17 protein-coding genes and 4 tRNA genes are annotated in these 18,437 nt (G+C 42.2%); 13 read left to right on the top strand and 8 right to left on the bottom strand.

Features of this window, described 5'->3' with window-relative positions; translation table 11 throughout:
* Positions 1-9 precede the first annotated feature (9 nt).
* Together aroB and BKK52_RS08165 are read left to right on the top strand one after the other, a co-directional pair.
* Positions 10-1,098, top strand: a complete 1,089-nt coding sequence (gene aroB, locus BKK52_RS08170; RefSeq protein ID WP_077421415.1) for a 3-dehydroquinate synthase — start codon at positions 10-12, stop codon at positions 1,096-1,098.
* Between the two features lies 1 nt (position 1,099).
* Entirely contained in the window at positions 1,100-1,951 is an 852-nt protein-coding gene (locus BKK52_RS08165; protein WP_077421414.1) for a Dam family site-specific DNA-(adenine-N6)-methyltransferase, read from the top strand.
* On the opposite strand, the gene BKK52_RS08160 is transcribed toward BKK52_RS08165, so the two are convergent.
* Complete coding sequence (locus BKK52_RS08160) at positions 1,941-2,270, bottom strand: DciA family protein (protein WP_077416416.1); 330 nt, start codon at positions 2,268-2,270, stop codon at positions 1,941-1,943. The two genes, BKK52_RS08165 and BKK52_RS08160, sit on opposite strands and share 11 nt — an antisense overlap.
* A 76-nt stretch (positions 2,271-2,346) precedes the next feature.
* On the opposite strand from BKK52_RS08160, the gene secM reads away from it, so the two are divergent.
* The 3 genes from secM to mutT all read left to right on the top strand — a co-directional run bounded on the left by secM (position 2,347) and on the right by mutT (position 5,927).
* Positions 2,347-2,646: a secA translation cis-regulator SecM gene (secM, locus tag BKK52_RS08155; RefSeq protein ID WP_077421435.1), complete on the top strand. Its 300-nt coding sequence runs from the start codon at positions 2,347-2,349 to the stop codon at positions 2,644-2,646.
* 121 nt (positions 2,647-2,767) lie between these two features.
* A complete protein-coding gene (gene secA / locus BKK52_RS08150) occupies positions 2,768-5,464 on the top strand; it encodes a preprotein translocase subunit SecA (protein WP_077421434.1) in 2,697 nt (898 codons plus the stop codon).
* A gap of 55 nt (positions 5,465-5,519) precedes the next feature.
* A complete protein-coding gene (mutT, locus tag BKK52_RS08145; protein WP_077416418.1) occupies positions 5,520-5,927 on the top strand; it encodes an 8-oxo-dGTP diphosphatase MutT in 408 nt (135 codons plus the stop codon).
* A gap of 63 nt (positions 5,928-5,990) precedes the next feature.
* Here the strand turns inward: mutT and BKK52_RS08140 are convergent, their stop codons facing one another.
* The 5 genes from BKK52_RS08140 to BKK52_RS13520 form a co-directional block, all read right to left on the bottom strand.
* Complete coding sequence (locus BKK52_RS08140; protein WP_077416420.1) at positions 5,991-6,254, bottom strand: DUF5339 domain-containing protein; 264 nt, start codon at positions 6,252-6,254, stop codon at positions 5,991-5,993.
* 87 nt (positions 6,255-6,341) lie between these two features.
* A complete protein-coding gene (gene holA / locus BKK52_RS08135; protein WP_077416422.1) occupies positions 6,342-7,376 on the bottom strand; it encodes a DNA polymerase III subunit delta in 1,035 nt (344 codons plus the stop codon).
* 14 nt (positions 7,377-7,390) lie between these two features.
* Positions 7,391-7,879: an LPS-assembly lipoprotein LptE gene (locus tag BKK52_RS08130; protein WP_077478475.1), complete on the bottom strand. Its 489-nt coding sequence runs from the start codon at positions 7,877-7,879 to the stop codon at positions 7,391-7,393.
* 180 nt (positions 7,880-8,059) lie between these two features.
* Entirely contained in the window at positions 8,060-10,648 is a 2,589-nt protein-coding gene (gene leuS, locus BKK52_RS08125) for a leucine--tRNA ligase (RefSeq protein WP_077421412.1), read from the bottom strand.
* A gap of 9 nt (positions 10,649-10,657) precedes the next feature.
* Complete coding sequence (locus BKK52_RS13520; protein WP_158076040.1) at positions 10,658-10,822, bottom strand: hypothetical protein; 165 nt, start codon at positions 10,820-10,822, stop codon at positions 10,658-10,660.
* A gap of 109 nt (positions 10,823-10,931) precedes the next feature.
* Between BKK52_RS13520 and BKK52_RS08120 the strand changes: the two genes are divergently transcribed.
* Positions 10,932-12,125, top strand: coding sequence for a tetratricopeptide repeat protein (locus BKK52_RS08120; protein ID WP_077421411.1), 1,194 nt, complete (start codon positions 10,932-10,934; stop codon positions 12,123-12,125).
* Positions 12,126-12,239: 114 nt separating this feature from the next.
* Here the strand turns inward: BKK52_RS08120 and ycaO are convergent, their stop codons facing one another.
* The gene (ycaO, locus tag BKK52_RS08115) at positions 12,240-13,988 is read right to left on the bottom strand and encodes a 30S ribosomal protein S12 methylthiotransferase accessory factor YcaO (RefSeq protein ID WP_077474382.1); all 1,749 of its coding nucleotides are present in this window, start codon (positions 13,986-13,988) and stop codon (positions 12,240-12,242) included.
* A gap of 72 nt (positions 13,989-14,060) precedes the next feature.
* On the bottom strand, positions 14,061-14,801 hold the full coding sequence (locus tag BKK52_RS08110; protein WP_077421409.1) for a class I SAM-dependent methyltransferase: 741 nt from the start codon (positions 14,799-14,801) through the stop codon (positions 14,061-14,063).
* 23 nt (positions 14,802-14,824) lie between these two features.
* Here BKK52_RS08110 and gloB point away from each other — a divergent pair, with 23 nt between their 5' ends.
* The 7 genes from gloB (at position 14,825) to BKK52_RS08075 (ending at position 18,202) form a co-directional block, all read left to right on the top strand.
* A complete protein-coding gene (gene gloB / locus BKK52_RS08105; protein ID WP_077421433.1) occupies positions 14,825-15,526 on the top strand; it encodes a hydroxyacylglutathione hydrolase in 702 nt (233 codons plus the stop codon).
* A 131-nt stretch (positions 15,527-15,657) separates the two neighbouring features.
* Positions 15,658-16,980, top strand: a complete 1,323-nt coding sequence (gene hemA, locus BKK52_RS08100; RefSeq protein ID WP_077478474.1) for a glutamyl-tRNA reductase — start codon at positions 15,658-15,660, stop codon at positions 16,978-16,980.
* A complete protein-coding gene (locus BKK52_RS08095; protein ID WP_077478473.1) occupies positions 16,964-17,698 on the top strand; it encodes a phosphodiester glycosidase family protein in 735 nt (244 codons plus the stop codon). Before hemA ends, BKK52_RS08095 begins: the two co-directional genes overlap by 17 nt.
* Positions 17,699-17,815: 117 nt before the next feature.
* A tRNA-Met gene (locus BKK52_RS08090) sits at positions 17,816-17,892 on the top strand.
* Between the two features lies 1 nt (position 17,893).
* A tRNA-Leu gene (locus tag BKK52_RS08085) sits at positions 17,894-17,978 on the top strand.
* 29 nt (positions 17,979-18,007) lie between these two features.
* Positions 18,008-18,082, top strand: a tRNA-Gln gene (locus BKK52_RS08080).
* A gap of 45 nt (positions 18,083-18,127) precedes the next feature.
* Positions 18,128-18,202: transfer RNA gene (locus BKK52_RS08075), tRNA-Gln, on the top strand.
* Positions 18,203-18,437 lie beyond the last annotated feature (235 nt).

Raw genomic sequence — 18,437 nt, 5'->3', positions numbered from 1 at the left:
GGATAGATTATGTTGTGTGTCAATGTGGAATTACAAGAACGTCGTTACCCGATTTTAATTGGCAGTGGTTTACTCCAAGATGAACAAAGTTACCCGATAAATCGGGGAGATCGGGTGATGATTGTGAGCAATCCTACGGTGGCCGCATTTTATTTGGAAACTCTCACCGCCACACTTGAAAAAAAAGGTGCGGTGGTCGAGTCTGTTCTTATTCCCGATGGGGAAAAATACAAAACCCTTGAATCCTTAAATCTCATTTTTACCGCACTTTTAAAAGGCAATCACGGACGTGATACCACCATTGTGGCTTTAGGCGGCGGGGTGATTGGTGATGTGGCAGGCTTTGCCGCCGCAAGTTATCAGCGAGGTGTGCGTTTAATTCAAATTCCTACCACGTTACTTTCACAAGTCGACTCTTCTGTTGGTGGTAAAACGGCGGTTAATCATGAATTAGGCAAAAATATGATTGGGGCTTTCTATCAGCCTTCAATGGTGTTGATTGATACCTTAACACTCAATACCCTGCCAAAACGTGAAGTGAATGCCGGGCTTGCCGAAGTGATTAAATACGGTGCGATTCTTGATTATGAATTTTTTGTTTGGTTAGAAAACCACATTGATGATCTCGTCGCCCTAAAACAAGAAGCCTTGCAATATTGTGTTGCACGCTGTTGCCAAATTAAAGCCGATGTAGTGGCTCGTGATGAAACGGAAAAAGGCGATCGGGCTTTACTTAATCTTGGCCATACCTTTGGCCATGCCATTGAAACCCATTTAGGCTATGGCAATTGGTTACATGGTGAAGCGATCTCTACCGGCATGATGATGGCCGCCGCACTGTCTGAAGCATTAGGCAATCTTTCTATCACTGAGGTTTCCCGCTTGGAAAAACTTCTTGCCCGAGCAAATTTGCCGACAGTCTCGCCGGATACCATGCAGCCGGAAGATTATCTTCCCCATATGATGCGTGATAAAAAAGTGCTTGCCGGTAAGCTTCGTCTTGTGTTGCTAAAATCGCTTGGTCAAGCCTATGTGGCAACAGATACCGATCATCATTTGGTATTAAATGCCATTCGACGTTGTACGCAAACGGACTAAAATGCCACGTCCCAAAAAATCGATTAAATCCAAAATCAAACACCGCCCATTTTTAAAATGGGCGGGTGGTAAATTTCGTTTAACAGATGAAATTAACAAGGCCTTTCCAAAGAAAAAACAATGTTTGGTTGAACCTTTTGTCGGGGCAGGCGCGGTATTTTTAAATACCAATTTTGAACGCTACATTTTGGCGGATATTAATCCCGATTTGATTAATTTATTTAATCTTATCAAAGAAGATGTGGAGGGCTATATTGATGCCTGCAAACCGCTATTTTTGGCGCCAAATGCTAATACGCCCGAATATTACTACACCAAACGCCAACAGTTTAATGCATCTGCCGATCCCTTTGAACGCGCAGTGATTTTCTTATATCTCAACCGTTTTGGTTTCAATGGTTTGTGCCGTTATAACAGTAAGAATGAATTTAATGTGCCTTTTGGGGCTTATAAAACCCATTATTTTCCAGAAAATGAATTGCGTTATTTTGCGCATAAGGCACAAAGTGCGGTCTTTTTTTGCGGTGATTTTCAACAAACCTTTGAATTGGCAGACCAATCTTCGGTAATTTATTGTGATCCCCCCTATGCCCCGCTACATCAACATACCAATTTCACCGGTTATGCCGGCAATGATTTTGGCTTGACCCATCAACGCACTTTAGCGGAAGCGGCAAAAAAAATACAAAAAGAAAAACAAATTCCGGTATTGATTTCCAATCACGATACCAAGTTCACTCGTGAAATCTACAAAGGGGCAAAATTTAAAGCCGTGAAAGTGCAACGTTCCATTAGCCAAAATGCGGCAAAACGGGTGAAAGTGAAAGAACTCATTGCGATTTTTAAGGCGTAACTCCCTTAAATTCGGGGTTAATCTTTACCTCTAATTTTGTAACTTGTGGGTATTCAGGTCGGATAAGGCTGAGCAATTCCGTCTGACGAAATAAAATCCCTTGTCGCACAATGGCATTAGCCACTTCAATAAAAAGTTTTTCGCCATTAATCTGACCGATACGCACTAAACCTTGAAATTCTTGCGGAAAAATCTGGTGAATTTTTTGATTTAACTCGTGAATGGCTAAGCCTTTTTTCATCATTTGAGAAAAAGAAGATTGCTCCATCACCTCCACAATATTCATCGCCTTTTGATAACGTTCCGCCTTGTTTTCCATGAAGTAGCCCCAATAAATGACATCAATTTAAATTTCCGCTACAATACACACAATTTTTATCAGAAACAACAAAATGATGATTTTAGGCAAAAGCCCCCCTTATTTTTGGTCGCGATTACTATTAAGTGTGATCGCGATTTTTGCTTTGCCTAATACGCAAAGTTTAGAAAATAACCGGGCGGAAAATTGTTCCTCTGAGATTTCTATCCAACAGGTGTTGGAAAGCGCAAAGGTGGTTCGCTATGTACAACGACCTTCCCCCCAAGCTTTTCCGGCAAGCTATTTCGAAAAAAAACAACCCGATTTTCAACCGCACTTTGTGGTGGCGGTATTAAATCGCCAAGCCCCTATTCGAGCCGGTCCTTTACTCATTTAATTTCTTAGACTCTGTCCCTTTAACACAATGAAATTAAAGGGGCACACCATTAACTCTGACAATGAGTGAGCAACATTTCACTCATTCCTTAATTTTAACAAATGATTTAGAAAGAGAAATTATGAGCATTTTTACGAAAATTTTTGGTAGCCGTAACGACCGTATTTTACGCAAACTTAAAAAACAAGTGAGCAAAATTAATCAATTAGAGCCTGAATTTGAAGCCTTAAGTGATGAACAGCTTCGCGCGAAAACCGATGAATTTCGCCAGCGTTTGAGTGCGGGTGAAACCTTGCAAGACATCCTACCTGAAGCCTTTGCTACCGTGCGAGAAGCGAGTAAACGGGTATTAGGTATGCGTCACTTTGATGTTCAGTTGATCGGTGGGATGGTGTTAACCAACCGCTGTATTGCTGAAATGCGAACCGGTGAAGGGAAAACCTTAACCGCTACACTCCCTTGTTATTTAATTGCCCTTGAAGGAAAAGGGGTACACGTGGTGACAGTGAACGACTATTTGGCACGACGTGACGCAGAAACCAACCGCCCATTATTTGAATTTTTAGGGCTAAGTGTTGGCGTGAATATTCCGGGTTTACCGCCTGAAGCAAAACGTGCCGCTTACGCTGCTGATATCACTTATGCCACAAACAGTGAATTGGGTTTTGACTATTTGCGTGATAATTTAGCCCATTCAAAAGAAGAGCGTTTCCAACGCACTTTAGGTTATGCCTTAGTGGATGAGGTGGATTCCATTCTCATTGATGAGGCTCGCACACCGTTAATTATTTCCGGTCAGGCCGAAGACAGTTCCGATCTTTACATTGCGGTGAATAAACTCATTCCAAGTTTAATTAAGCAAGAAAAAGAAGATTCCGATGAATATCAAGGGGAAGGGGATTTCACCTTAGACCTCAAATCCAAACAAGCTCACTTAACCGAACGTGGTCAGGAAAAAGTGGAAAATTGGCTCATTGAACAAGGGTTAATGCCGGAAGGGGATTCTCTTTACTCACCGGGCCGTATCGTCTTATTGCACCATATTATGGCGGCATTGCGTGCACACACTTTATTTGAGCGTGATGTGGATTATATTGTGAAAGACGGCGAAATCGTCATTGTTGATGAACATACCGGGCGGACGATGGCAGGACGCCGTTGGTCTGACGGCTTACACCAAGCGATTGAAGCCAAAGAGGGGGTTGAGATTAAAAGTGAAAACCAAACTGTTGCCTCCATTTCTTACCAAAACTATTTCCGTTTGTATGAAAAATTGGCGGGGATGACGGGGACGGCAGATACGGAAGCCTTTGAATTCCAACAAATTTACGGTTTAGAAACGGTCGTCATTCCGACAAACCGCCCAATGATTCGTGATGATCGCACAGACTTGATGTTTGAAAATGAAGAATACAAATTCAATGCGATTATTGATGATATTAAAGATTGTGTGGCACGCCAACAACCGGTATTGGTGGGGACGATTTCGGTGGAAAAATCGGAAGTTTTGTCGAAAGCATTGGATAAAGCGGGCATTAAACACAATGTGTTAAATGCAAAATTCCACCAACAAGAAGCTGAAATTGTCGCAGAAGCGGGTTTCCCGGGGGCGGTAACGATTGCCACCAATATGGCGGGACGGGGAACGGATATTATCCTTGGCGGTAACTGGAAAGCCCAGGCGGCTAAATTAGACAATCCTACTCAAGCGCAACTTGATGCGTTAAAAGCCGAGTGGGAGAAAAATCACGACATCGTGATGAAAGCCGGCGGTTTACATATTATTGGTACGGAGCGTCACGAATCACGCCGTATCGACAACCAGTTGCGTGGCCGTTCCGGTCGTCAAGGGGATCCGGGTTCTTCCCGTTTCTACCTGTCTTTGGAAGATGGTTTAATGCGAATTTACCTCAACGAGGGCAAGCTCAACTTAATGCGTAAAGCCTTCACCGTGCCGGGTGAAGCGATGGAGTCCAAAATGTTGGCGAAAGTGATTGCCTCTGCCCAAGCAAAAGTAGAAGCCTTCCACTTTGATGGTCGTAAAAATCTTCTTGAATATGATGATGTCGCCAACGATCAACGCCACGCCATTTATGAACAACGCAATTATTTATTGGATAATGATGATATTTCCGAGACGGTCAAGGCTATTCGCCACGATGTGTTCAATAATGTTATCGACCAATATATCCCGCCACAATCCTTAGAGGAACAATGGGATATTAAAGGGTTGGAAGAACGGTTGGCACAAGAGTTTGGTATGGTATTGCCTATCGCACATTGGCTCGAAGAAGACAGCAATCTTCACGAAGAAAATCTACGTGAACGCATTATTGACGTTGCTGAAAAAGAATATAAGGAAAAAGAAGCCTTAGTGGGCGAAGAAAGTATGCGCCATTTTGAAAAAGGGGTGATGCTACAAACCTTAGATGAACTTTGGAAAGAACATTTAGCGGCGATGGATTATCTTCGTCAAGGTATCCACTTACGTGGCTATGCTCAAAAAGATCCGAAACAGGAATATAAAAAAGAGTCATTCCGTATGTTTACGGAAATGTTGGATTCCTTAAAACACCACGTGATCACAACCTTAACCCGTGTTCGAGTGAGAACCCAAGAAGAGATAGAAGAGGCCGAACGTCTTCGTCAAGAAATGGCGGAACGAGAAAGCCAAACTCACCACCCAATAGGGGAAAATAATGCGGTGACACAGGAAGAGGATTATGCAGATCGTCGTGTCGGTCGTAATGAGCCTTGCCCTTGTGGATCGGGTAAGAAATACAAGCATTGTCACGGTAACCGTGCCAAATACCATTAACGGGCTAAAAGTGCGGTTGTTTTTGACCGCACTTTTTTTATCTTGGATCAAAAACATGGAAAAACCAATCATACAAGTTTCAGCCGGTATTATTCGTAATGAATTCGGACAAATTTACTTAACCCAGCGTTTGGAAGGTCAGGATTTTGCTCAATCCCTTGAATTCCCCGGGGGGAAAGTGGATGAAAACGAAACACCGGAACAAGCACTCAAACGTGAGTTGGAAGAGGAAATCGGCATTGTCGTTTTAAATGCTGAACTTTATGAACGCTTTCAATTTGAATATCCCACCAAGGTAATTTCATTTTTCTTCTATCTCGTGGAAGAATGGATTGGCGAACCTTTTGGGCGTGAAGGGCAGGAAGGTTTTTGGATTGAACAACGGGCCTTAGATGCAGGATTATTTCCACCGGCCAATGCAAAGTTAATCAACCGATTACTCAGCGAAGTGCAAATTCCATAAATACGAACCCCAGCCTAGGCTGGGGTTATTTTCATCAAAATCCATTTATGACATCATTTAAAACTATTTTGGCATCGCTGCTTTCATTTGTTTCAATTGCTCTACAGCTTGTCCACAAGCCTGATCTTGCGCCGCTACTGGCATCATCGCAAACTGTTGTTTACTGGATTCATACTGTGCTTTCATTGAGTTGGCTTGAGCTGCCGGCATAGAAGCAAGATATGAATCAACCTCTGCAAAATAGGCTTTACAACTATCAGATAATTCTGCGGCAGAAGCGGAAAGACCAAAGCCCATAAAGATAAGTGCGACTAATGTTTTTTTCATTGTGATTTCCTCACGAAAATTAATAAATAAGATTATTGCCAAAAGGCGGCTTATTATACTATTTTCGCTCAAAAAAAAAACAATAGATTATAAACAAATTTTCACCGATAAATCCGCTAATTTTTCCCATACATTATCGCTAAATTCTTGTTTGGCAAGGCGTTCAATATCTGCCAATTCTTGGATAATCTCATAGAGTTTTTGATAGGTTAGCCGTTGTACGGCAGCTAAAAAGAGCGGTCGGCGATTTTGCCAAATTTTGAGACGATCAAACTCCGCTTTAAGAGATTGAACGGGCAACCCCTCTGTGATACGAATAGGTTGCTGAGGTTTTGTCAGATCAAGTAAGGTGAATAGCTCACGTTGTAAGGTACGCAATAAAATAATGGGTTGAACATCTTCCGCCTGTAAGCCCACTAAAATACGTTTAGCCCGATTGACTTTACCGACAAGCAAGGCATCAATCCATTGGAAAGGGGTGAAGAGGGATGATTGCTCAACCACAGAAATGACCCGATGATAAGTCAGTTTGTGATCGGGATAAAGTAAGTCTAAAAGTTGTAAGGCTTGTTTGAGGGCAAGTAAATTGTTTTCATAACTGTAACAAAGCTGGGCAATGGCTTCGTTATCTGCCGTCAATCCCATCATTTGAAGGCGATTTTTTACCCAGCGGGGGAGCTGCTCCGAACTGGGTGTTTGGCAATTCACCAAGAGTGCTTTGGGTTCATATTCTGTCAATGCCAAAAACCACGCTTGTTTTTCGGTGGCTTTGGCAAGTTTGGGCATCGTTAAAACCAATAGCACGTCTTCATTTAATGCTGTAATAAATTCTTGCAGTTTTTTTTGCAAAAGTGCGGTCAAATTTTCCGGTAAATTGAGCACAAGCACTTGTTTGTTGAAAAACAAGCCCATTGATTGGGTGGATTCAATTAATGCAGCCCAATCAGTCTGGCTGTCAATTTGTACTGTATTTTTTTCATCAAAGCTTTGTTGGAGTGCTGCTTGATAAATATCCGCTTCAGTTTCACTGAGCAACAGCGGATCTTGCCCAACCAAGCAATAAACTTTAGCCAGTCCTTGGGCAAGATGATGAGGTAGTTGTTCAGGAAAAATGCGGTTCATTATTTTTCTTTTAATTAATGTTGTAATGCCACCATTTTCGTGATGAGCTGACGGGCCGCTTGTTCACGCATATCATTCCAAATCACGTCACGTTCTGTGGCTTTAGCCAATGCTGCTCGAGAGTTATCAAAGAAAGTACGATTAACTTTTGCACTGATCGGATGGCTTTGACCATTGGCTAAACGCACGGTGGCTTCCACTTCTAACATCAGGGTTTTCTCTGCCTCACGTCCACGTTTGAAAATAGAAGACACTTCATCATTAGTGATTTGTTTATTAATGCGTAATACCGGCACACCTTGTTCGGCATTCACCAGATTGACGTTATTGGCTTGTAATTGACGACGAACAGCCATTGACATTTCACTGTAAGGATCCGAACTTTCAAAGGCAAGGGTATGCAATTCCTGAGGAATGAGTGCGCCATTTTGAAGATGCCAGCCACAGGCGGAAATGCTCACGAAAGCTATCGTAAGAAATAAGGTTTTGATTGATTTAATCATAAAAATTACCTTTAAAACCGACCGCACTTTTAAATAAAGTGCAGTTATCTTTTGGTGAATACAAAGTTATGTAGCAGTGACATAAATTTCATTTTGGTTTTATTTGTAGGGACACCCTGTAGGTGTCCCTACGTTTCGTTGAGATGGCAGTTTGTGCATTTACTACATAATGCCGAGAAATTATTGCGGTTTCACCACAATATTTAATAATTTACCAGCCACATAAATCACTTTTACGATTTGCTGACCATCGGTAAATTTCTTCACATTTTCATCGGCAAAAGCAACGGTTTTTACCATTTCTTCATCAGCGCCTGCCGCCACTGTTACTTTTCCACGCACTTTGCCATTGACTTGCACAACAATGAGTTTTTCATCTTCCACCATTGCCGTTTCATCGGCTTTCACCCATGTGGCGGTGTCGATACTGTTTTCATTGCCGAGGGCATGCCATAGCTCAAAGCAAATATGTGGGGTAATCGGATAAAGCATACGCACGACAGCACTTAGCGCTTCTGCCATGATTGCACGATCTTGTTCATTATCCAATGGTGCTTTGGTGAGCTTATTCATTAACTCCATAATTGCCGCAATGGCAGTGTTGAAGGTTTGACGGCGACCAATATCATCACTGACTTTGGCAATGGTTTTATGCACTTCACGACGAAGGGCTTTTTGATCGGCAGAAAGTGCGGTCACATCTAAGGCTGTTTTGGCCGGATTTTGTTGGTATTGATACACTAAGTTCCACACCCGACCTAAAAAGCGTTTTGCGCCTTCCACACCGGATTCTTGCCATTCCAGCGTCATCTCCGCAGGGGAGGCAAACATCATAAACAAGCGAACCGTATCTGCACCGTATTTTTCCACCATTTCCTGTGGGTCGATACCGTTATTTTTGGATTTCGACATTTTAGTCATACCGGAATGAACCAGTTCGCGCCCTTCGGGGTCGGTGGCTTTGATAATGCGACCTTTTTCATCACGTTCCAAAGTCACTTGCGTTGGGCTAACCCAAATCCGCTCGTTAGTCGGGCTGGTGTAATAGAAGGCATCTGCCAGCACCATTCCTTGACATAATAATTTCACCGTTGGTTCATCACTTGTCACAAAACCGGCATCACGCAAGAGTTTGTGGAAGAAACGGAAATAAAGTAAGTGCATGGTTGCATGCTCAATTCCGCCGATATATTGATCCACCGGTAGCCAATAATTGGCTTCCTCTTTGTCTAACATCGCATCTGCAAAGGTTGGCGAGGTATAACGGGCATAATACCAAGAGGATTCCATGAAAGTATCAAAGGTATCTGTTTCTTTTAAGGCAGGTGCACCCTTAAAGGTGGTTTTCGCCCAGTTCGGATCCGCTTTAATTGGGCTTTTCACCCCATCCATCACCACATCTTCAGGGAGAATAATTGGTAAATCTTCCAATGGGGCAGGCACTACATCTCCGTTTTCAAGGGTCAGCATTGGAATAGGTGCACCCCAATAACGTTGACGGGATACGCCCCAATCACGCAAGCGGTAGTTCACTTGGCGTTTACCCACACCTAATTTTTCCAGTTTATCGGCGATACCGTTAAAAGCGCCATCGAAATCTAAGCCGTCAAATTCAGCAGAATTGATTAATACCCCGTGTTCGGTGAAGGCTTCTTTGGCTAAATCAATATGTTGACCCTCAAGTGGCGCGATGACTTGTTTTAATGGTAAGGCATATTTTTGTGCGAATTCATAATCACGTTGGTCATGGGCAGGTACTGCCATCACAGCCCCTGTGCCATAGTGCATAAGCACAAAGTTTGCCACCCAAATCGGTAATTTTTCCCCTGTTAATGGGTGAAGGGCAAACAAGCCTGTTGGCATGCCTTTTTTCTCCATTGTGGCAAGATCTGCCTCCGCCACTTTGGCGTTTTTCGCTTCTTGAATGAAAGCGGCTAATTCAGGGTTATTTTGCGCGGCAAGGGTAGCTAAAGGATGGGCAGCGGCAATGCCTAAATAGCTGACACCATAGAAGGTATCCGGGCGGGTGGTGTAAACCGCCACTTTCTCATGGGTATCTGCCACCTCAAAGGTAATTTCCACCCCTTCAGAACGTCCAATCCAGTTACGTTGCATGGTTTTCACCATATCCGGCCATTGTGGAAGATTATCCAACCCACCTAATAATTGCTCGGCATAATCGGTGATTTTAATAAACCATTGTGGGATTTCTTTTTGTTCCACCGGGGTATCGCAACGCCAGCAACAACCGTCATGTACTTGCTCATTTGCCAGTACGGTTTCATCATTCGGACACCAGTTTACCGTTGAGGTTTTTTTATACACTAAACCTTTTTTATAAAGCTCGGTAAAAAACCATTGTTCCCATTTGTAGTAGTCCGGTTTACAGGTTGCAATTTCACGATCCCAATCGTAACCAAAGCCCAGCATTTTGAGCTGATTTTTCATATATTCAATATTTTCGTATGTCCATTTTGCCGGTGCGGTTTTGTGTTTAATTGCCGCCCCTTCCGCAGGTAAACCAAAGGCATCCCAACCGATAGGCTGCAGCACATTTTTACCGTTCATACGTTGATAACGGGAAATCACATCACCGATAGTATAGTTACGCACATGCCCCATATGTAGGCGACCGGACGGATAGGGGAACATGGAAAGACAATAATATTTCTCTTTGGTTACATCTTTAACGGCTTTGAAAACCTTATTTTCAGCCCAGTACTGTTGAACTTTTGGTTCAATCATATCGGGACGATATTGCTCTTGCATAAAATCACCTTAAATTTTAACCGCACTTTGCGGAATTTTAACCCTATAAAATGGCACATAGAATACCGTAAAACGGCATAAATTGGTAGGGAAGGAAAGCGAAAGTGCGGTTAGATTTTGCTTGATTTTCACGATTAATAATCCCACCCGCTCACTTTTTTTAAATGAAACCATCGATAAAACCGCCAATCAAAATCTGATGCAATAAACAGCAAAATAAGACAACTATAACTTCACTTTATCTATAGACAATACTGACTACAAACTTACTCTTACCTCATTAATGAACAGTTATCTTGAACAGGTTTGCCAAGAAAACTATGAAGAAGCCAAAAGATTGGCGGAAATGCTTTGTTTAATTGAACCTAAAGAGGTTGAGTATGTCCACAAACTTGCTTACGCTTACTTAAAACTTGAAAAATGGCAGGAAAGTATCGAATACGGTTTAAAGGCCCTTACATTAGATAACCAATATATTTCTACTCTGGATTTACTCGCCCATGCCTATGGTGCACTATCGGATTGGGAAAATGTAGGATATTACGGTCATCAGGCATTAGTGCTTAAAGATGCCGAAATCGCAACACCGACAGAACCTATGCCTACCAAGTCTGTGCGGAAAGGAGGGAAAAAAATCATTTCTTTTTCACTGTTTGGGAAACATTCAAAATATATCGAAACGGCAGTGTTAAATGTTCAGGTTGCTCACGCACTTTTCCCAAACTGGATTTGCCGTTTTTATATTGATGAAACCGTTCCAAAAGATGCCGTGCAACGTTTAAAGCAAAACGGTGCGGAAATTATTGAAGTTGAAACTTATTTAAAAAATTGGCCCGGTGCAATGTGGCGTTTTCTTGCGATTGACGATCCCGAAGCCGAATATGTCATTTTTCGTGATTGTGACTCCGTGGTATCGCCTAGGGAATCCGTTGCAGTTGATGAATGGATAAAAAGCGGCCATGCTTTCCATACAATGCGGGATTCCGGCTCGCATACGGCTTTAGTGCTTGCCGGTATGTGGGGCGCAAAAGCCGGGAGCGTTTCAAATATGGAAGAAAGAATCCAAAGTTATATCAACAATGGATATGATAGTGCCCATTTTGCCGATCAAGATTTCTTAGCTTCCCGGCTTTGGGGCTATATTCGAGAGGATCTTTTATCTCACGATAGGCTTTTCAATTTCCGTAATCCAAAACCATTTCCCGAATTGCCCTTTAACAGTGAATATCAAATTGCTTTTAGTGAGGGAGGAACCCGAAAATCAAATGATGAGGATGAAACCGAGGTGGAATGGACTTTATATTCTTCTATTTCACCTATGTTAAATACGGATTATTCCCCTATTCGTGTTCCTGAATTTAAAGTTTGTAGCTATAAAACCACGGTAAAAAATGGAGAAGTCACGGATAATATCCCACGCCGTTATGCTCATGCTTTTAAACAAGGGCTGGCAAGAATAGAAATTGAAAAAATATAAATATGCCTTTATTTTTAACCGGTTATTCACTTTATTCCAATAACAATCCGCACGTAAAACGTGCGGATTTTAGGCTATTTATAAGGGGGCTTACCCCTTAGAGGAATTGATGTTTTACTTAACTTTTTGTAGCTTCAAATAGGCTCGTAACAAGGCTTGATGCTCTTTAAAGTTTTCTAATTTTTCATCACTTGCCGGCAAGTTGTAGAAAGGATTACCGTTTTCAGCAACAGCAGCCCAAGCTTGTTGTACGGCTTCTTTACCATACATTTTTTCAAAGGCGCTGCGATATTGATAAGCGGTGCGATTGTGGTCTAAGTGAAGTTCAAGCACACTAATTAACGCACGGTAATAGTTTGTTCGCTCTGCAGTGAAAACCGAACTGTTCATATTTAGTGTCCAGTTTGCCCAATCTAAGGCTTGTTCTAACTCGCCTAATGCAAGGTGAAGCATTGATTTCAGCTCGCCCACCCGCAAGGTTGTCCAGCCACTGGTTTTGGGGGCAACGATACCGATAAATTCCCGTACTCGGGTGGCATCATCAATATTTTGTGAATCCAATTCTTCTAATAATTCGGCATAAGTTTCCGGGGAATGATGCCAGTGGGGGAGATCCAATAAAATTTCACGCCAATCCATTCCCATATTGTTATTGGCATAAATTAAGTCATCCACCGGGTAAATATCCGACATACCCGGTACGATAATACGGCAAGCGTAAACGCCTAAATGGTGATAATCCATGATGTACACTTCTTTGTTTTCCGCACGGAAAATGTCCATAAGGTTGTGATATTCTTCTTGTGTGGTACCGGAAAAATCCCAATGGACAAATTCATAGTCAGGCGTTTGTTTGAACAGATCCCAGGAAATTAAACCACTGGAATCAATAAAATGGGTTTCCAGATTGGCGTGATCAGCAACATCTTCATTATTAAAAGACGGAGGCGCAAATACGTCTAAATCTTTTAAACTTCGACCTTGGAGAAGCTCTGTTACGGTGCGTTCTAATGCCACTTGGAAATTAGGATGGGCACCAAAAGAGGCAAAGCAGGTGCCATTATTGGGGTTGAACAATACCACGCAAATCACCGGATATTTCCCGCCTAAAGAAGCATCAAAGGCGTAAATAGGAAAGCCTTCCTCTTCCAGTTTAGCGATAGAGGCTTGAATGGAAGGATAACGGGCCATCACTGTCGCCGGAATTTCCGGCAGGCTAATAGCTTGTGCGATAATTTTATTTTTGACATAGCGTTCAAAGACTTCTGATAAGCCTTGCACACGGGCTTCAAATTGGCTGTTGCCCGCAGACATTCCGTTAGACACATAAAGATTGGCGATAATACTTTGTGGAATATAGACGGTTTGTTCATCGGATTGGCGGACATAAGGCATTGCCACAATGCCACGCTCATCATTGCCCGATTGTAAATCCACTAATAATTCCGGTGTAAGTTCACCGTTAGGATCAAAATAGGCAAGCAACTCATCGTTTAAAATGCCTTTCGGTAAGCTTGTTTCATCCTCAATTGGGAACCATTTTTCACTGGGATAATGAACGAACTCGCCGTTGGCAATATCTTTTCCTAAATAGAAATCGGCAAAAAAATAGTTGGTGGAAAGACGCTCAAAATATTCCCCCAATGCTGAAGCGAGTGCGGCTTTTTTGCTTGCGCCTTTACCGTTGGAAAAGCATTGAGGGCAATCTTTATCCCGAATATGGACAGACCACACATTAGGTACGGGGTTTAGCCAAGAGGCTTCTTCAATATTAAAGCCCAGTGCGGTCAATTTTTGTTGAAATTTTGCAATACTGTCTTCTAATGCGGCATCTTTGCCGGGGATAAAGGTTTGTTCAGTCATTTTTGTTCCTAAATAAAAGCGAAAAGTGCGGTGCATAATAGGAGAGTTTTGGCAAGGGGGCAAGGATTGATTTTAACGCTGTGGCGATTTAGTGCAAGAGGATAGAGAAGAGTGGGATATTTCTTCTTGGAATGCTTCTGCCGGTTGCAAAAACACCGGTGTTTTTGACCGCACTTTTTCCGTATTAAGCGTTAAGGGATAGCAACGTTTTTGTGCCACAATCAGCGTTAAAGGGGAAAAAGGTGTCGCCTGTTGAGCTTTGATCGCGAGATTTTGGCATGCAACAATATCAAAATGAAGCAATTCCAGCCAGTCAATAATACGCCAAGTAGGATATTGGCGGAAAGGAAATTCGCCAAGTTTTGTCTTAAAAATCAGTGGACTAAGCGGATTAAATAAAGAAAGAAATAACCAACCGTCATCGGTTAATACACGGTGGGTTTCACGCAAGATTTGATGGGGATCTTGTGCAAAATTAAGGGTATTGGCAAGAAAAGCAGCATTGATTTCTTTTTGAACAAAAGGCAGCGCCGTTAATTTTGCTTGAATAAGTGTATCACTTGGCGTTAAAAGTGCGGTTAAATTGGGCGAGATTTTTTCGCTGACAAGCATTTGATGACGCATCGGCAATGCTATTGGCACTTCTGCACTTAAGGCCCCTAATTTTAGCACCTGATAGCCCAAAATTTTTGGCAGCCAAGGGGCAAATGCGCGTTGTAATGCGTTAGAATATGCCTCGCCCAATGGCAATTGTTGCCAAGTGGTTGGGAAAGAAAAGGGGCGTTTTGCCTTTGCCTGCCAGTTGAAGATCATAAAATACCTAAAGGAGAGGAATGATGCTTGTTGCTTTACCCGCTTTGAACGACAATTATATTTGGCTTTATCGGCGGGAAAATTCACCGCTTATTATTGTCGATTTACCGGAAACAGACAAGCTTTTTGCTTGGCTTGAGCTAAATCCTGCGCCTATTGAAGCGTTGTTGCTCACTCATGAGCACGATGATCATACACAGGGTGTGGGCTCATTTAAACAGCGTTATCCGAATGTGCCGATTTATGGCCCGCAAGAATGTGCCCCAAAAGGTGCAACGCATGTGGTGAATGAAGGGGAGATTATTACCCCGAATTATGTTATCCAAGTGATCCCGACGGGAGGACATACGGCACAGCATATGAGTTTTCTTGTGGATAATAATTTATTTTGTGGTGATGCACTCTTTTCAGCAGGCTGCGGGCGGGTATTTACCGGTAACTATAAGCAGATGTTTGAGGGATTGCAGCGTTTAAAGGCATTACCCGATGAAACCTTGGTTTGCCCCGGTCATGAATATACCTTAAGCAACCTCGCCTTTGCACAAAGCGTGATGAAAGAGAAAAGTGCGGTCAAAAATCATCGCATTTTTGTGGAACATTTACGTCAGGAGGGTAAACCTAGTTTGCCTACCACAGTGGAATTAGAGAAGCGTATTAATCCGTTTTTACAGGCAAAAAGCGAACAGGAATTTATCGCATTGCGTCAAGCGAAAGATCGCTTCTAACCATTTTAAGTTATTCTAAATCGATTGTGCGCTGTTGATTTGCCGAACGCATAACAATTCATTAAAATAGCGCACAAGTTTTTCTTCAATGTTCACCGTGCGTTAAAAGTACGGTGATTTTTAATGGTATTATGACCCTTCTTGTTCTTGGCATTAATCATAAAACCGCGTCCGTTTCTGTGCGTGAAAAAGTGGCTTTTTCTGATGAAAAGCGCCGCATTGCCTTGCAACAAATTCAACAACAAAATCTTGCTGAAGGGGCCGTCATTCTTTCGACCTGTAACCGAACGGAAGTGTATTTACATCATCGCCAAATTTCTCCTCAAGAATGTGATGAATGGTTGAAAAATGCCGAAAAATGGTTTGCCAATATCCATCATCTCTCCTTAGATGAACTCTCTTCCAGCCTTTATGCCCATCAAAATCAACAGGCCGCCAATCATTTAATGAGAGTAGCCAGTGGGTTAGATTCTTTAATTTTAGGTGAGCCACAAATTTTAGGGCAGGTTAAACAGGCTTTTCAGATAAGTGAAGATTACTATCAAAGGGAAAACGTGCCTTTTTCAACGGAGCTTTCCCGTTTGTTCCAAAAAACATTTTCTACCGCTAAACGAGTTCGCACGGAAACCCATATTGGTGAGAGTGCAGTTTCGGTGGCTTATGCTGCTTGTAGTTTGGCCCGTCAGATCTTTGAATCCTTACAGGAACTCAATATTTTACTGGTGGGCGCGGGAGAAACCATTGAATTGGTCAGCCGCCATTTATTACGCCATGGTGTAAAAAAATTAATGATTGCCAACCGAACTTTGGCAAGGGCGGAACAGTTAGTGGCAAATTTAGCCACAGAAACCGACATTGAGGTGTTTTCCTTGGCGGATTTGCAAAATGCCTTAAATCAAGCAGATATTGTGATTAGCTCCACAGGTAGCCCTCATGTGTTAATTCACCAAGAAATGGTAAAAATAGCTCAGAAAAAACGCCATTATTCCCCTATGTTGTTGGTGGATATTGCCGTGCCACGGGATATTGATGAGAGTGTGGCAAAATTAGACAGTGTTTACCATTACACCGTCGATGATTTACAAGGGATTATTCAGCACAATTTAAACCAACGTGAGCAAGCCTCCAAACAAGCAGAAGGGATTATTACCCAAGAATGTCGAGATTTTTTTGAATGGCTAAAAGTTCGACAGTTTTCTAACCTGATTAAGCATTATCGCAACGATGCAGAACATATCCGCCAAGATTTGTTGGAAAAAGCATTACAGCATTTACAACAGGGTGATAATGCAGAAAAAGTGCTACAAGAGTTGAGTTATAAATTAATGAATAAACTCATTCATGCCCCAACACAGACGATGCAATCAATGATGAAAGCCGGTAATGCAGAAGGCTTGCATTTGTTTTCTAATACACTCAATCTTTCCCATCCGCTTGATGAAAAAAACAGCTAAATTTTTGACCGCACTTTGTGGCTTTTTTGTCTTTTCTGTACAAGCCTCATACCGTAGCTTTACTGAAGCGGACATCACCTATGGTATTTTCCAAGCAAAACCGGAGGAAGTGCGCTTACATTGGCGTGATAGCGAGGGGAAAAACTATCGCTCGTTGACCAATTTAAAACGAGCCTTAGAAAAAAATTATCAGGTCAAAATGATTATGAATGGGGGGATTTATAGTCAAAACGATGTGCCGGCAGGGTTGTGGATTGAAAATGGGCAGGAATTAAACCCGTTAAATACTAAACGGGGGCACGGTAATTTTCATATCCAACCCAATGGGGTCTTTGCGTTAGTGGGGAAACAGCCCTATATTCTGACGACAAAAGCCTATCAACAGAAAAAATGGAAACCGACATTTGCCCTGCAATCGGGCCCGATGCTGGTGATTAATGGAAAAATAAATCCTCAATTTCGCCCTACTTTGGAAAGTTATCATAAGCGTAATGCCGTCTGTTTAAACAAGCAAAATGAACTTTTCTTTATTTTAACGACATCAGGAAAACCCAATCTTTATACCTTCAGTCAGGGATTACAAAAAATGGGCTGTTATAATGCATTGTATTTAGACGGCACGATTTCTAACTGGTATATTCCAAATCAATTTAACAGTTTTCACTGGCATCATTTTGTTGGAATGATTTCTGTTACCAGCCTTGAAAAAACAGAATAAAACCGTGTTTTTTATAATCAACTAAATTCAAAAATAGGATTTTTTATAAAAAGTGATTGACTAGGTTAGGACAAATCAGCATAATACGCCCCGCAAAGCCGATATGGTTAGCAAGATGGCTACATAGCTCAGTTGGTTAGAGCACAACACTCATAATGTTGGGGTCGCAAGTTCGAATCTCGCTGTAGCCACCATGCGGGACTGGCGAAATTGGTAGACGCACCAGATTTAGGTTCTGGCGCCGAGAGGTGTGTGGGTTCAAGTCCCTCGTCCCGCACCATTTATCGCTTTGTAAGTCAAAATAGTTGTTGGGGTATCGCCAAGCGGTAAGGCACCGGGTTTTGATCTCGGCATCCCTAGGTTCGAATCCTAGTACCCCAGCCATACTATCCTAAATTTTCCTCTATTCTTAATGAAAAGAATTTCTGTTGGGGTATCGCCAAGCGGTAAGGCACCGGGTTTTGATCTCGGCATCCCTAGGTTCGAATCCTAGTACCCCAGCCATCTTATTTTCGATATAAAAATGCACCCAACATTGGGTTGGTTTCAAAAGTTGTTCGACGATGAAACTCAAATACCTCAAAATGCCCTTTGAAACCGAGATTCATTCATAATTACAATCATGAGCGTATTCAAGTCAAATTAAAGGACTAAGCCCTCTGGAATACAGAACTCAGTCCTAAACTAAAGGCTCCTCCCCTTTTAGGGGGCAGAGCAAAAAATGGTACAACCTGATAAC

This window comes from Rodentibacter trehalosifermentans, from assembly GCF_002000545.1.
Classification (GTDB): Bacteria; Pseudomonadota; Gammaproteobacteria; order Enterobacterales; family Pasteurellaceae; genus Rodentibacter; species Rodentibacter trehalosifermentans.
Note: the sequence above shows the minus strand (reverse complement) of the source record. Positions and strands in the feature narration are given on the sequence as shown.